12 protein-coding genes are annotated in these 16,356 nt (G+C 40.0%); 5 read left to right on the top strand and 7 right to left on the bottom strand.

The window, feature by feature from the left end; translation table 11 throughout:
• Positions 1-23 precede the first annotated feature (23 nt).
• Positions 24-2,198, bottom strand: coding sequence for a biosynthetic peptidoglycan transglycosylase (locus tag OK025_RS09525; protein WP_317669267.1), 2,175 nt, complete (start codon positions 2,196-2,198; stop codon positions 24-26).
• A 294-nt stretch (positions 2,199-2,492) separates the two neighbouring features.
• On the opposite strand from OK025_RS09525, the gene OK025_RS09520 reads away from it, so the two are divergent.
• Positions 2,493-3,557 carry an Mrp/NBP35 family ATP-binding protein gene (locus OK025_RS09520; protein WP_075994459.1) on the top strand — a complete coding sequence of 355 codons (1,065 nt, stop codon included), beginning with the start codon at positions 2,493-2,495 and terminating at the stop codon, positions 3,555-3,557.
• Between the two features lie 85 nt (positions 3,558-3,642).
• On the opposite strand, the gene OK025_RS09515 is transcribed toward OK025_RS09520, so the two are convergent.
• From OK025_RS09515 to OK025_RS09495, 5 genes are all read right to left on the bottom strand, one after another.
• Entirely contained in the window at positions 3,643-4,410 is a 768-nt protein-coding gene (locus OK025_RS09515; protein WP_317669266.1) for an exodeoxyribonuclease III, read from the bottom strand.
• 73 nt (positions 4,411-4,483) lie between these two features.
• Positions 4,484-5,242: a peptidylprolyl isomerase gene (locus OK025_RS09510; protein ID WP_317669265.1), complete on the bottom strand. Its 759-nt coding sequence runs from the start codon at positions 5,240-5,242 to the stop codon at positions 4,484-4,486.
• A 61-nt stretch (positions 5,243-5,303) separates the two neighbouring features.
• The gene (locus OK025_RS09505; protein ID WP_317669264.1) at positions 5,304-5,651 is read right to left on the bottom strand and encodes a hypothetical protein; all 348 of its coding nucleotides are present in this window, start codon (positions 5,649-5,651) and stop codon (positions 5,304-5,306) included.
• 72 nt (positions 5,652-5,723) lie between these two features.
• Positions 5,724-6,170, bottom strand: coding sequence for a low molecular weight protein-tyrosine-phosphatase (locus OK025_RS09500; RefSeq protein ID WP_317669263.1), 447 nt, complete (start codon positions 6,168-6,170; stop codon positions 5,724-5,726).
• A 522-nt stretch (positions 6,171-6,692) separates the two neighbouring features.
• Positions 6,693-8,246, bottom strand: coding sequence for a Do family serine endopeptidase (locus tag OK025_RS09495; RefSeq protein WP_317669262.1), 1,554 nt, complete (start codon positions 8,244-8,246; stop codon positions 6,693-6,695).
• A gap of 230 nt (positions 8,247-8,476) precedes the next feature.
• Between OK025_RS09495 and dapF the strand changes: the two genes are divergently transcribed.
• Positions 8,477-9,256: a diaminopimelate epimerase gene (gene dapF, locus OK025_RS09490; protein WP_317669261.1), complete on the top strand. Its 780-nt coding sequence runs from the start codon at positions 8,477-8,479 to the stop codon at positions 9,254-9,256.
• Between the two features lie 248 nt (positions 9,257-9,504).
• Positions 9,505-12,390: a DEAD/DEAH box helicase gene (locus tag OK025_RS09485; RefSeq protein ID WP_317669260.1), complete on the top strand. Its 2,886-nt coding sequence runs from the start codon at positions 9,505-9,507 to the stop codon at positions 12,388-12,390.
• A gap of 9 nt (positions 12,391-12,399) precedes the next feature.
• On the opposite strand, the gene OK025_RS09480 is transcribed toward OK025_RS09485, so the two are convergent.
• The gene (locus tag OK025_RS09480) at positions 12,400-13,209 is read right to left on the bottom strand and encodes an AraC family transcriptional regulator (RefSeq protein WP_317669259.1); all 810 of its coding nucleotides are present in this window, start codon (positions 13,207-13,209) and stop codon (positions 12,400-12,402) included.
• A 376-nt stretch (positions 13,210-13,585) separates the two neighbouring features.
• Between OK025_RS09480 and OK025_RS09475 the strand changes: the two genes are divergently transcribed.
• Positions 13,586-14,635 carry an HlyD family secretion protein gene (locus OK025_RS09475; protein WP_317669258.1) on the top strand — a complete coding sequence of 350 codons (1,050 nt, stop codon included), beginning with the start codon at positions 13,586-13,588 and terminating at the stop codon, positions 14,633-14,635.
• Positions 14,636-14,641: 6 nt separating this feature from the next.
• The gene (locus tag OK025_RS09470) at positions 14,642-16,219 is read left to right on the top strand and encodes an MFS transporter (protein WP_317669257.1); all 1,578 of its coding nucleotides are present in this window, start codon (positions 14,642-14,644) and stop codon (positions 16,217-16,219) included.
• Positions 16,220-16,356: the final 137 nt, after the last annotated feature.

Genomic DNA, 16,356 nt, shown 5'->3' with positions numbered 1-16,356 from the left:
GTATTATTCGTTCACAACAGACACTATTTGTGTGCGTCGTTTTCTTTTTCTTCTTTTTTACGCCCCAATATCTTGTCAAATAGCGATCGTTTTGGTTTCTCCTGCTCACTAGCCTCCTCATCTTTCTTTTCCGTTAGATCCATTTGTTTTAGCTTCTTTGGAACAGATACATGCTCAAGATTGTCGGCAGGAGAACTACTTTCGAGACGATCGAACAACAAGGGATCATCTCCCATATCAAATACATCAACAGAATCTACCACAGCTGGTCTTGCGGCCCGCAGATGCGGTTGCAGAACAACTTCATAAAAACCATAATTTGAAGTTGTTGAATCCACACTAATCTGCCCTGTTTTGGTCATAATATGACCATAGGTATTAAAATAGCGCAACATATTTCCTTTCAGGTGCCCTGTCCAGTCAAAAAAGTTGAGTCCCTTTTTAGGACGCGGAACAATACTGGACAAAAATATACTTTCTCCAAGCCCTAATTGCGCTGGTGTTTTCCCAAAATAATAGCGAGCAGCTTCGGTAATACCATATACATTATTTCCCCATTCGATCACATTCAGGTAAACCTCATACATGCGTTTTTTACTCACTTGTTGCGAGCGTTCCATCAGCCATACCAGCAAAATTTCCTCCAGCTTCCGTACAACCGTCTTATTGCGATTTAGAAAAACATTTTTCACCAGTTGCATTGATATAGTGCTTGCCCCGCGCTTAAATCCTTTTTCCTTAATGTTTGTAGCAATAGAGAGTTTAAAAGCTTTCTCCTCAAAGCCCTTATGCTTAAAGAAAAATGGATCTTCCGTATTGATCAAACTAATCTGCATATAACGGGATATTTGATCTATAGGTGTAAAATTAGGATTTTGAGGTCCGACAACAATTTCCCGCATCGGCTTACCATCTTCATAGGCTGTATACGTGAATGGCGTATTTAACATCGCAATATTGGCCTCGCCCCATTTGACCACTCTTAAATCCCTATCATCCATTTTGGAAGAGAAAAGAAGCTTTTCGGGCTTTTTGATTTCGAGAGCAAAGTTCAGATCGTATTGAATATGCCCCTCCACCTGAATACCGTCTAAGCCAGGAAATAATCCAACTGGCATGGCATCAAAAAAGTGCTGCGCCTCTATCCTATCGGTATGAATGGCAAGGAAGAGTTCTTTTTCCGGCTTGTGCACATATTTGATATAAGGAGAAAACACGAAATCTTTGACCTGAACGGTACTTTCTTTGCTCACCTCAATCGATGATGCTCCAATATTCAATGCCCCCTGCATGATGGCCTCAGGAAAGATAACATCTTTACTAGAAATACGCCAGTGATTTACTTTCAGATTTTTAAATCCCCATTGCCCATGCAACTCCAGTAACTCCTTATTTCTTCTATGCGCCTTGTCCAATCGGAAGGATATTTCATCAAAACTTACCGCTAGACCAAATTTGCGCTGTAATAGCGGAAGATTTACCTCTTTTTTATCGGAAAAAAGACGAAGGTCACATTCTTGATTATCTGAATCAATTGTTCCGGTCAGATTCCAGGCTGCCTCATGGTCATTTAACAGGAACTTGGTTTCCATATCTCCGCCGTCGATCACAGCAGAAGGAATTACAATGCGTTGTGAAGTACTGTCGTCACGATAGGAAAGCTCAAGGTTCTTGAGATCGAGGTCATTTGGAATCTTAAAAAATACATTTTTCAACAATCGATCTGCCAAGGCCGCCAGATTCTGCTTTGGGTTATCATTTTCAACAGTATCTTTTTTCTGTTTCTTGAACAGGAAATCGTAGTTACTGATCGAATCCTTTTTAACAAGAGAAACTTTCCCATTATCTAAAAGAACTTGTCCTAACTTCACATCCCCAAATAACAAAGGCCACAATTTTACAGACACTGTCAAATCATTGATTTGGGCCAATTGATCCCTATTTTTGGGCAATAGCTGTATATTCTTAAATTGTACGGCATTAATCCCCTGGAAAGCATAATATTGAATCTTCAATTCCATATCATACTTTTCAAGCAACTTCGCTTTCGCTTTGTTGATTGCTCCCATGAGCATGGCATCTCTTTTCTGATAAGCATAGGTGCCTACTGCGATCGCCAAAACCAAAATAGCAGCTAAAGCGATATAAAGCCATCGCCATTTGCGGGACTTAAAAGACGTTATAAATCGATTGGACATAATTATTACTTAATGCAAATTCGTGCATATCAACAGTCAAACTTAGATAAATTTGGCTGTATATACAATTATAATTCACTGAAACCAGGATGGCCTTTTATCCCTTTCTACAGTCCGACAAAATTATTTAGAAAACAGGTTGATTACCCGAAAACGAAAATGTACTGGATAACGGATCTTTCCTAAAGATTAGGAATACGATAAGGTAATCTTATCCCATTAAAAACAAAGAAATGACATGAAATTGATCCGCAATGAGTAGTTTTGTAATCCATGATTACAAATGAATAATAGATGGTTACCAAAGAACAAATATTAAATGCATTATCCTATGTGGAAGAGCCCGATTTAAAAAAGGATCTTGTTACATTGAATATGATTCAAAATATCGAGATCGAAGGTGAAAAAATTTCTTTCGATGTCATTTTAACTACTCCAGCTTGCCCGCTTAAGGACCACATTGAGCATGCCTGTCGAAACGCCATAGCCCATTTCATAGACAAAAATCTAGAAGTCAATATCAATATGACTTCCAATGTGATCGGGAAACAAGGCGCACAAGTGTCGGGTATTAAAAACATCATCCTGGTATCTTCAGGCAAAGGTGGCGTTGGTAAATCTACGGTTGCCGCCAATCTTGCCCTTGCTCTCCATGCGAAAGGAGCTAAAACAGGACTTTTAGACGCCGACATCTATGGCCCATCGCTTCCGATTATGTTTGGCCTAGAAGGTGCCAAACCCGGTTCGATAGAAATGCCAAACGGCCAGGTTAAAATTGAACCGCTTGAAAAATTTGGACTGAAATTACTTTCAATAGGATTTTTCACCGACCCAAACCAGCCTATTCCATGGCGTGGACCGATGACAACCTCGGCCATCAAGCAGCTTTTTAACGATGCACATTGGGGTGAACTGGATTACTTGGTTGTTGATATGCCTCCAGGCACTGGTGACATCCATATCACCGTATCACAGACATTCCCGATTGCCGGTGCTGTGATTGTCACAACCCCGCAGCACGTTGCCCTGGCTGATGCTGTCAAAGGAATTGGAATGTTCTTAATGGATAGCATCAATATTCCATTATTGGGTGTCGTGGAGAATATGGCCTATTTTACACCAGCGGAACTGCCAGAGAATAAATATTATATTTTTGGTAAAGATGGCGGAAAACGTCTTGCAGAAGAATATAAAGTTCCTTTCCTAGGTGAAATCCCTTTGTTAAAAGGCATTTCTGATGCAGGAGATAATGGTTTCCCTGTTGCCATAGATACCGAAGATCCTGTAACAAAATCATTTTTAACGATCGCGGAAAAAGTTGCTCAGCAACTTTCCATTATCCATAGCCAGGGGAGATAGTTCGTTCATAATGCGCTTTTGCGCTTCACCATAAAAAAGGCTTTCATACGTATGAAAGCCTTTTTTATGAAATGTCATCGAATGATTAGATAGCAAGCTCCAGCATTACCGGACAATGGTCGGAATGGACTGCATCCGGCATTATACTGGAAGATTTGATTTGTTCCGCCAAAGGTTTTGAAACCATATTATAATCAATACGCCAGCCCAAATTCTTTGCACGAGCCCCTGCGCGATAGCTCCACCAACTGTAGTGGTGTGGATCTGGATTTAAATGGCGAAAAGAATCAATATATCCCGAATTAATAAAATTCTCCATCCATTCGCGCTCTTCCGGAAGAAATCCCGAAGAATTTGCATTTGATTTGGGATTATGAATATCGATGGCACGGTGACAGATATTATAATCACCACAAACGACCAAATTTGGTTTTTCGATCAATAGCTTATCGCTATACAATTGAAAGTCTTCCAAAAAACGGTATTTAAAATCCTGTCTCACATCTCCTGTTGTCCCTGACGGGAAATAGGTACTCATCACGGAGACCTGATCAAAATCAGCACGGATAATACGTCCTTCAAAATCATAATCTTCATGGCCGCAACCATACTCAATATGCTTAGGTGTGATCCGCGTAAATAAAGCGACTCCGCTATAACCCTTTTTTTGAGCGGGATACCAGTAATGCTCATAGCCCATCTCCTCCAATAAGGCTATTTCGGGAATTTGATCAGGTGTTGCTTTGATCTCCTGAAGACAAATGACATCTGCGTTTACAGTTTTCAACCAGCCCAACCAATCCTTCTTTAAGGCTGCCCGCAAACCATTCACGTTATAGGTTACTATTTTCATTTTTTGAATATTGTGATTCTAGAGAATAGAAAAAAAAGCTCTTCAATTCCCGGTTCGTTAGTTCATAACAGTATTAGTAGTCTTTAGAAGAGAAAAGATCGCCAATTTTAGAAAAGATACCCGTCTGAGGTTTTAAACCTTTTAGTTCCCGCTCTAAATTTAATGCTTCTCGTCTTGTAAGGACATGCATGTTCATCTTTTGATCGACCTCTGGTCTATCATGTTTATCAGTTTTAACAGCTGCAATCTGATCGATAACCTCTACTCCTTTGACCAACTCACCAAATACAGTATAATTCCAATCTAAATGCGGGGTACCACCAATGGTCGTATAAGCCTGACGTTGGGCATCAGAAAATTTCTTGCCATTCATTCTTGTCTGCTCCAGACGATCGAGATCTTCGGGTGTAAACACTTTTCCCTGAACAAGATAAAACTGAGAACCCGAAGAAGCTTTTGCAGGGTTGTTATCCCTAGCCGCTCCGATCGTACCTTTTTTATGGAATAAACCGTCCTGAATTTCTGCAGGAATTGTATATCCCGGACCGCCATTTCCCAACTGCGCTCCGCCGACAGCATTTTTTGAATCAGGATCACCGCCTTGAATCATAAAATTCTGGATGACGCGATGAAACAAGGTTCCGTCATAGTATTTACTTTTTGCCAATTTGACAAAGTTATCTCTATGTTTTGGTGTTTCATTATACAACCGCAGCACACAGGTTCCCTTGTCTGTAACGATCTGTACATATTTAAACTCGGGTTTAGCTGCAAATGCCAAAACCTGCAAAAAGCAGAATGCTGCTATTAAACTAGCCTTTAAAAATTTCATCTGTTAATAATTATACGTTCCCATTTGAACTTCGTGTTATTGTAATTATGCTATCTATTTCCTAGATAACGTTTAATTCCTCAAAATAATCTATAATCAACGACTTCATAATCAGCTCTTGTTCCAAAAGTGTGTAGTTGGGAATAGGCTTTACCAATTCCCAATGCGGCCAGCCTTCTTCATCCAGACCTTTCAGATTATAAAATCCCATAGCACTGAAAAGACGGCATGTCGCAATGTGCATCAACTCTTCCTTTTCCCGTTTTGAGAATTTTTGGGCACCTTTACCCAATTCCTGAACACCAATAAGAAATAAACAGACCTTGATGTCAGGCTTTTCCATATCAAATAGCGAAGCGATTTCATCCTGTAGGATGCTCCACTTCTTATTTACTTCTGCTGCCTTCATTTTTTTTGTTTTAAACAAACTAAGATAAATTTGCGATGATTTGCAAGCAAATTAACGCACAGATAACTACACTTATACCGTTGGATTCCCGCCTTTAGAAATCACCTCCGCACAACGTTGATCAATCATCTGAAAAACGGGATCAAACAAACTATCATCAAAATACGGGTCAGGAACAACCTCATCTCCCAAAAACAATTTAACTTTATTCAGATCTTCCTTATTAATAACCTGAGCGCATACATCCGCATAGTTTTGCCTATCCATGACAAATATAAGATCATATTCGGCAAAAAATTGCGGTTTGAAATGCCGGGCCCGTTGACCGGAAATATCGACACCATATTTCTTTGCAATTGCGATAGCTCTACGGTCGGGAGCTTCACCAATGTGCCAGTCACCCGTACCTGCCGATTCGACGACCCAGTTTAGTTGATTGTCCGCCACTTTTTGTTTCAATATACCATGCGCAAGGGGCGAACGACAGATATTCCCCAAACAAACCATTAAAATCTTCATCTTTATAATTTTAAAAAAGCTATATAACAGTAGTGCCACTTCTATGGAATTCTACCAAGCGAAGTAAAAAACACTATTGGCTCACATAGTGCAGCCCATACTCGTTAATAGCAAAATATGTAACAAATCGCATGGCCAAAGAGGCTCAGCTTAAAAAGTACTGAAGCTGTTTCGGCACTTCATTCCGCAAAATAGCTAAACTAAAATGATTAAGGAAACAACGCGCTTAAAATTGACTGACTTCTTACCAAGCTGTGGCTTTTCAACAACAGCATCATGTTTCCGCTAGCATCAGGCTTTGAAATCAAACTCAAACTTCTTTCCGCCCAATAAGCGAATCCAACGAGCTCAGCTAGATCGACGAGCATAAGCACTTTTCAATAAACTGCACAAAGAGCGTTCATGCCCACCTTAGAGAAAAAACACAAATCAATAAAAAGAAAAGTTTCAAAAAAAAGGTGGCCTAACCTCACGGTTAGAACCACCTAAACTATATTAATCAACCAATTCTTAATTCAATCCTTAATATTCTACTGGGAAGCTCAATTGAACAGCACCACCTTGCGGAGATACACCTTTCAACCGTACAATATTTCGTTGCGTTGCACCAAGCGCTGTTTCAACATCATCTACTGTATTTACTGCTTTTCCGTTGACTTCAGTAATGACCAGTCCGCGCTCTACACCAAAATAATCAAAGATACCACCACGGTTCACTTGGGTCACAACAACTCCGGAGTTTACGCCCAATTCTTTCTTCTTCTGAGCAGAAGCAGGAATAAAGCTTGCTCCTAGTTTATTATAGATTTCCGTTGCGCTTTTTGAAGCTTTTCCCCCGGCACTTGCAGTCTTCAAAGATTCTTCACCCTTCAATGTCATGGTGACTTGTTTTTCCTTACCATCACGTTTGTAAGTAACATTAACCTTATCTCCAGGACGTGCACGGCCGATGGTTTCACTTAAGACAGGTGAACCTGTAATCACTTTTCCATTGATTTTCGTCAAGATATCTCCTTTTTTGATACCTGCTGCCTCTGCCGCACCGCCACCAACTACTTCTTGGACATATAAGCCATCAACATCTGTAAAACCTTTTTCTTTGGCCAATTCAGGAGTTATTTCAGTATAAGTAACACCTATATAACCACGTTTTACATTACCGTATTCAACAAAGTCGTCAACAATCTTTTTCACTAGGTTGACCGGAATCGCAAAACCATAACCAGCATATGTTCCTGTTGGAGAGGCTATGGCCGAATTAATACCAATCAATTCGCCTGAAGCGTTAGTCAAGGCACCACCACTATTCCCTTTGTTGATAACCGCATCTGTTTGAATAAAGGATTCGATTGCTGAACTCACAGGGATTTGATCCTGTCCACCACCAAATGGATTACCACGTTGCTGTTGACCTTCATTCAAAATACCAATCTGACGACCTTTAGCACTAATGATACCTGCCGTCACTGTAGACTGAAGGCCAAGCGGATATCCAAAAGCCAACACCCATTCACCGACATTGACATTATCTGAATTACCCAGTTTGACAACAGGAAGTCCTTTACCTGACACTTTCAGCAATGCTAAATCGGTATTCGGATCGCGTCCGATCAATTTAGCTTCAAACGTACGCTTGTCTGTTAATACGACTTCAATTTTATCTGCATCCTCAACGACGTGGTTATTGGTTACAATATAACCATCATCGGAAATAATTACGCCTGATCCAGATGCCTGTACGGGTTGCGACTGCATTTGTCGACGTCCACCACCCTGCGGCATTCCAAAAAACTCTTCAAACATATCAAATGGAGAACCTTGCGATTGCTGCGATCCCTTACGGCTATAAGTGGTCTTAATATGGACAACCCCAGGTGATACCGCTGCCGCAGCTTGGGTAAAATCAGGATTACCTGTCGAGGACATTACCCCTGTTGGATTGTTTGCAAAATAAACCTTTTGTTTGTCTTCGAAAGACATACCATCAAACTTCTTATTCTCAATAAGCTTGTAACCTCCTAATGCTACCGCTCCACCGAAAACAGCTGTTAATAGCGTTAAACCGACCTTATTCATAAACTTATTTCTATTTTAAAATGTCTTAATATAAGCTGATAACTTTTGCTCTTAAAATTACCGATTTTATTCGGATATGTTCAAATGTAATACCATTTCGAGCCCTTCGGAAAATCCGACACGTTAAAATATGTTAATTACTAGACAAATGTAATCATTTTAACAAATCTTAACTTTTCCCAGTTTTTTTGTAACAAAAAAACGTACTTTTGTTACTACAAATCAACGTAATGGCACCAAAAGTAAGATTTTCAAAATATCAGGGAGCGGGCAATGACTTCATTTTAGTAGACAATCGCGACAATGCGTTTGACCGCACAGACGAAGTATTGGTAGAAAAGCTCTGCAACCGACGATTTGGCATTGGCGCCGACGGTTTAATGCTATTACAGAATAGAGAAAATTACGATTTTGAGATGGTTTATTATAATGCCGACGGTAGAGAAGGTAGTATGTGTGGCAATGGAGGCCGTTGTATCGTCGCTTTTGCACGCGATTTAGGCATTATTACTGACAAAACTGCCTTTTTGGCAGTAGACGGCGTACACCACGCCTCTTTATCAGCAGACCTTGTCAATCTGCAGATGATCGACGTAACGGATTTTGCTCGTGACGGAGAAGCCTATGTGTTACAAACAGGTTCTCCACATTATGTTGAATTTGCAAAAAATCTCCACGATAAAAATGTCTTCCAAGATGGATACGCCATTCGCAATAACGCTACTTATGGTAAAGAAGGCATCAATGTGAATTTCATCGAAGCTGAAGCAGAAGGTTATTTTCTCCGTACATTTGAGCGCGGTGTTGAAGATGAAACCTATGCCTGCGGTACTGGCGCAACTGCGGCGGCCATGGCGGTTGCCCTACAGCAAAATCTAGAGGGCGACATCAACATCCCTATCCGCGTATTGGGTGGACAACTTTATATCTCGTTCCATAAGGAAGGTTCCCATTTCTCAAAGGTCTTTTTAAAAGGACCGGCGCAGTTTGTCTTTGAAGGTAACTATTAGGCTTCTTATCCTATAGCGATCAAGGGTAATTGCACCCCAAATTCTTAATCCAGAAAATCAAGTTTGAAATATGACTTACCTTGATAGGCGACTATAGTTGCGTACAATTCACATCATGTAGATTAATTTTAACCAGACACCGGGCAATCCCCAGTAACCGATTTTTAAATTTTCAACGCACAAATTGCGATTAATGGTATATTTTATTGTATATTAGATACCTTTATTTATAAGGTCCGCTATTTTTAATGCAACAGTCAAAGTCATTTCCAGTATATAAAATCGTTTATTCTATATGTGAGCACCCCTATCTCGGCTATCTCATTGAGCCACACATGGTCAAACTCAATCCCAATGGAACTTACTCACTACGCTATCAACGTATATTTAGCAATACTGTCGATGCTTACGCTGCCGAATTGGATGAAGTAGATTATAAACTGATTCGATTGCTCGATGAAATCGAACAAACGCATCTCATCAAAAAATATTACAAAAAAGCAATTAGACCTGTCGATTTCTTTTCCAAAGTTTTCGATAAAAAGCTTTATGAACTTCTGCGCCCTAAGATTGATGAAAAAATGATCCAATTTTTTGAAGCTGTTGGAGATAAGCCGCTTTTCATGATGAGCAAAGATGGTTATCCGGCAGATCAAGAAATTAAATTAGCCAGCTCTGCTGCATCAATCCTATTTCACTTTCGACGGAACGAAGAAGAAACACGTTATTTCCCGACCATCAAATACGACAATCAGCGTCTGGAGTTTATGTTCAAAAATGCCATTGTCTTGACCAATGTACAAGCATGGTTACTTTTAAACAATACCCTGTACTATTTCGATCAGGCACTTGAGGGCAAAAAGCTAAGTCCTTTCCTAAATAAACGTTACATTTCTGTCGGTAGAAGCACTGAAAAAAAATATTTCGAGACCTTTGTATGTAGCCTGATTGAACGCTACCATGTCTATGCGGAAGGATTCGAGATTCAAACCCATCAGCACCAAGCAATTCCACTTCTCCATTTAATTTATGTTGAAGATGGAGCGTCGCAATTGCAACTGCAATTCAAGTACGGTCCACATACTTTTACTGCAGGTGCCGAAAATAAAGTTACAGTTCGTATGGAATATAATGAGAAAGATGATCAGTATATATTCCACCGCGTCAAACGGTCTGTACAATGGGAAGAACAACAACATGAAAGCTTAAAAAAACTAGGACTGCAGGACGTTGACCTGCAACTGGGTTTGTTAACACCACATATCCATGCCGGGAAACGGCTTTCAGTCTTTGACTGGATTAATAATCATCAAGAACAACTTGAAAGACTTGGATTCCAAATTGTACAAAATAGTGAAGAAAAACGTTTCTTTATAGGACACACCTCTCTGGATATCTCCATTGATGAAGACAATGATTGGTTTGATATCAGCGCTATCGCAAAATTTGGCCCTTATGAGATTCCATTTATCCAGCTGCGCAACCATATCCTGAATAACATTAAGGAATTTACCTTGCCAAATGGAGAAATTGCTATGATTCCCGAAGAGTGGTTTGCGCAGTACAACCATCTTTTCCAATTTTCAGCAGATAGGCATGAACTCAAACTAAGTAAGGTACATATTGGCTTACTTTTTGAAATTAGCGAACATACTAAACTGGTGTTTAATCGAAAACTACAGAATCTAGCTAACTTTGAAGAGATCGCTGATATTCCCGAACCAAAATATTTCAAAGGAAATCTCCGTCCTTACCAAAAGGCCGGATACAATTGGTTTAATTTCTTAAAGCAATATAAATTTGGAGGCTGCCTTGCTGATGATATGGGTTTGGGTAAAACCATTCAGACGCTAGCACTATTGCAACAGCAAAAAGAGCAACTCCAAGATGAACGGGATGTCCGTACGTCACTGTTGGTCTTGCCCACATCTCTGGTATACAACTGGCAAAAAGAAGCGCAGCAATTTGCACCACAGCTTAATATTCATCTTCATACCGGTAATAACCGCATTAAGGACGCCTCGCTTTTCGCCAAATATGATCTGGTAATCACCACCTACGGGATTGCCCGTATCGACGAGGATACCTTGAGTAGCTTTTATTTTAATTATATTATCCTCGATGAGAGCCAAAATATCAAAAACCCGACATCTAAATCGTTCAAAGCCATCAAAAGCCTAAAAAGTAAAAATAAGCTGGCTTTGAGTGGAACTCCGGTTGAAAATTCAGTCTCGGATCTTTGGGCACAGATGCACTTCACCAATCCGGGGCTACTAGGCAGCTACACCTATTTTCAGAAGGAGTTTGTGCAGCCTATAGAAAAGAAAAAAGACGAAGAAAAAGCACAACGCCTACAAGCGATTGTCAAACCATTTATATTGCGGCGAACAAAAGATCAGGTGGCAACAGAATTACCACCTAAAACCGAACAGGTGCTTTACTGTGAAATGACTGAAAAACAATCCGAACTGTACGAAAAGGTCAAATCGGAATACCGCAATGCCATTCTTGACGGACAATTGGACAACAAGCCTAAATCTACACAAATTGCGCTGTTACAGGGTTTGACCAAACTTCGGCAATTGGCTAATCACCCCAGAATGGTCGATGAAAAATTCTCGGGTGATTCCGGTAAGTTCGAAGCCGTCATTGAAACACTCGAGATGGTCATGCGAAGAGGCAACAAAGTGCTGATTTTCTCCCAGTTCGTAAAACAGCTGAATATTTTCCGTCAGTATTTCGATCATAAAGGAACAAATTATGCCTACCTGGATGGCGGCACAAAGAATCGGGATGAAGCCGTCAGCCAATTTCGTAAAAACAACGACACCAAGTTATTCCTTATATCGATAAAAGCAGGTGGGGTGGGACTCAATCTGATTGAAGCAGACTATGTCTTCATTCTGGATCCATGGTGGAATCCTGCTGTGGAACAACAGGCTGTAGACCGTTCACACCGCATCGGCCAAACACGTAATGTCTTTATCTATAAATTTATCAGTAAAGATACCGTGGAAGAAAAGATATTGGCTTTACAGAATAAAAAGAAATCGATCGCTCAGAGCCTGATCACAACAGAAGAAAGCTTTATCAAATCGTTATCGCAAGAAGATCTTCAAGAACTTTTGGCCTAGCCTACAAGATTATTGTTTATATCCGTTGATCTTCGCCATATATATTGACGGTCGAATACCGGTTACACGTGTAAAAATATTGCTAAAAGAGGAGAGCTCATTGTATCCTACCCGCATCGCTATTTCGAGAATGGAGTATCTATTCTCGGACATCAGCTCCAAGGCTTTCGCAATGCGTATAGCTCTTAAAAAACGGATATAGCTGATTCCCATATCTTCTTTGAAAAGTCTGGACAGGGAACGACTGCTCATACCAAAATGCACGGCAACCTGCTCAATGGTAAATGCTTGATCAATATTGCTGTTCAGATATCTCGCTACGCTCTTAAGTTTTTCGCTTTTAGGGTAAGGATGTTGCATCGGAAAAGCGTCTATTGGTGGACTCATATCTGGTATAATGGCGATCATGGCCCGCAATAAACAATACTTCGGATAATCAATCGCCTTGCTGATCCCTCCAGTCCAATCTTGTGCAAACAAAAACATCTCACGCATCAAATCGTTGCTTAAAAATATATTTGGCCTTGAAAGTACAACCGGCATATCCTGCCTCTCCTTAAGATAAAAACTGTACAATGGAATACGTGAGCTCGAGCTCTCCAAATGATAGGTTGTATTTGCTGGAATCCACATATAAAACCTTGCGGGCAAATACCAGTGCTTTGTTGTCGTAAAAACATGAATAATACCACCGTCAGCATAGAGCAGCCGCGCCTTTTTGTGTTTGTACTCACGAGAATCGATACGATCGACATACATGTGGTCAACAAAAAAATCATATTGATCAGCGTCAATCGCTGCGAGTTTTTCTTCCTCCATAATCTAAAATTACACTTTTTATACAATATGGCGCAAATGAACAGATATCCGTCCGACTATACAAAACAAAACAACTCTATCCGAAGGTATCTTTGTATGCCCATATTATCAGGCACTCAGAGAAGTGATCGGTATTCCGGGCAACCCACTTTAAACAAAATTCAAAAGCAGAAAAATTGCTGTTTCGCGTACATCATAAGGCGAACCGATACTGGTACAGCAGACTTTAATTTAATTTTTAAAAGTCTCCTACTACATATGATTAAGTAAAAAACAGAATGGCAAGTTTCATAATGCTAAAAATAGATGCTGAACTTCTGTTGATACACTTTAAGCACACAAAACAGACTATTGAAATCGCGCAATCAAAACAATAATGAATAAAGTAGATAATAAAGACAAAACAAAAGGATTTAATAAAGTGCTCGTCATATTTGCGAGCCTATTGTTATTGACAGGTATTGGTGTCTTAGTCAGACACCTCCTATTTACCAATCAATATGTAACAACAAATGACGCGCAAATCGATCAATACTTGACACCAGTTGCCAGTAGGGTCTCTGGTTTTATCAAGGAGGTGCGATTTGAAGAAAATCAATATGTACATCGGGGCGACACCTTATTAATTATAGATGCCAGTGAGTATCAAACGAAAGTCGATATGGCGAATGCCGAACTCCAAAATAGCCAGAGCAATGCCGAGGTAATCAGCAAAACAGCCCGTGCGACAGCCAATAGCATGTCGGTTCAAAAGGCAAGATTAGAAGCTGCAAAAGTAAGTGTATGGCAGACCCAACAGGATTACAATCGATTCAAGAATTTATTTGAAGCAGAAGCAGCAACCAAACAACAGTACGATAATGCCAAAGCAGCATATGATATAGCATTGGCACAATTGCATACCATAACCGAAGAATATAATTCGGCCCAACTAAACACCAATAAAGAAAAAGCAAGCGAACTACCGGCAAGAGCCAATATCAATATTAAAAAGGCCGCAAAAACAAATGCACAGCTTTTTCTTTCTTACACCATAGTTACCGCACCTTATGATGGCTTCGTTGGAAAACGAACCATCCAAGCAGGACAATATGTAAAGGAAGGCCAGACACTTGCCAATGTCATTAGTGAAGAGAAATGGATCAACGCTAACTTTAGGGAAACTCAACTCGAAAATCTTGCAGAAGGCAACAGTGTTACAATACAGGTGGATGCTTTTCCCAAACTCCGTTTTAAAGGAAAGATCCAGTCATTTTCTCCTGCATCAGGGTCCAAATTTGCCGTGATACCACAAGACAATGCAACCGGAAATTTCGTAAAAATTGAGCAACGGATTCCCATTAAAATTGTATTTGATCCAAATCAGGATCTAAAGAAATTACGTGCCGGCATGAATGTCGTTATCCATGCCGCCAATCAATCCTAATCGCCCATGAGCACAAACAAATCTTTATATTACAGCTGGGTTCCTGAATGGATAAAACTTCCACTTATGGTAGTAGCGATGTTCCCACATCTCATGCTAATGTCGCTCTTCCATTCCAATACCGCATTTACCGCTTCTACACTGGACATCGAAGCCGAAGATATTCAGTATTTTCTATCCTTGATGTATGGTGCCATTGTCGTTACTCTACTTATATTTCAACGTCTATTTTCATTTTTTAGGGTAAGGACATATATTCTCCTAACCTGTAGCAGCTCAATTCTGATTTTACTAGGCATTTCACTCACAAGAGATCCTTTTCTGATCGGTATTCTCCGGGTGATCGAAGGCATTTTCTGTGTACTGGAAGGTGCATGCTTTCTTCCGCTGCTTATAATGCAGATTAAGCATACCAAAAGCCGGACGATTGCTTATTTTTTCCTATATACGTTTATGCTTACCGGATCAACTTTGACAACATCATTACTCAAAGAAAGCATCATGGATTATGGATGGGAAGATATGATCCATGTCGTGCTCTATTGGCATTTGATCGTAATTGCAATAGCCCTGCTGTTACTTAACAATAATCGCTTGGGTAAAAAGTTTCCACTCTATCAACTGGATCTGGCCAGCTGTCTATTTTTATTGACATCATTGAGCTGTGGGGCCTACGTATTAATTTATGGCCGCAAATACTATTGGTTTGAATGCTCCACGATCACCATCAACTTCGCACTTTTCCTTATCTTCGGAGCGCTTTTTATCATCAAACAGCGGATGGTCAAAAGACCGCTTTTTCATTTTGAGATCTTCAGATACAAAAATGTAATCTTTGGTGTCATCCTATTTTTTCTCTTTTATATTATTCGCAGCAGTCTCAATAATGTATACACAGTGATGGCTACCGTATGGAAGTGGCCTTGGCATTATATTATTGATGTACAGTACATCAATGTCTTTGGCACTATACTGGGTGTTGGCAGTTCAGGCTTTTTACTCCTGCGCGATGTATCCCCTAAATATATCTTTGGTTTTGGCTTTTTGATATTGGCCACTTCATGTTTCCTATTTGTACCCACATTTTATCCCGATACCACAATTTTGGCAATCGGCGTTCCCTTATTTATTCAAGGAATCGGGCAGGGCTGGCTTTTTACTCCGCTAGTTATTTATATTTTGACAGGTGTAGAATCCCATCATGTTGGCAATGCAGGCCTCATGGGTACAACCGTTCGGTTTTGGAGTACCAATGTCGGATTTGCACTTATCCAAAATGCCAGCTATACACTCAATCAAAAACATTATATTCAGCTCGAACGAACGCTAAATACAAGTAACCCACTGACAATAAACTATTGGAATGCATTAATGGAGAAATATACCGGAATATTTGGCGATCAGATCGCAAGCCGTATTGCAAGCAAAAGTATTTCGGGAACACTAAGTCAACAAGCGTCACTAATCAGTAACATGGAGATATTTACCTATTTAGGAATTCTGGGAATATTGATAACCGGATTAATTTTCTTATTCGGCCCAGCTAAAACACTATTCATGCGTCTACGTATACCATATTTGTAAAAAGAACAGCTAAACGGTCGCATAACCACCATGATGTCGTATCCATTAAAATTGTTAAACCCGAACTGAAGATGCTCGCATGCCAATAAACGAATGCAAGGCATTCATTGAAGCCATTGCAAATAAAACTTCGTAAT

The sequence above is a fragment of the Sphingobacterium sp. UGAL515B_05 genome (assembly GCF_033097525.1).
GTDB lineage: Bacteria > Bacteroidota > Bacteroidia > Sphingobacteriales > Sphingobacteriaceae > Sphingobacterium.
Note: the sequence above shows the minus strand (reverse complement) of the source record. Positions and strands in the feature narration are given on the sequence as shown.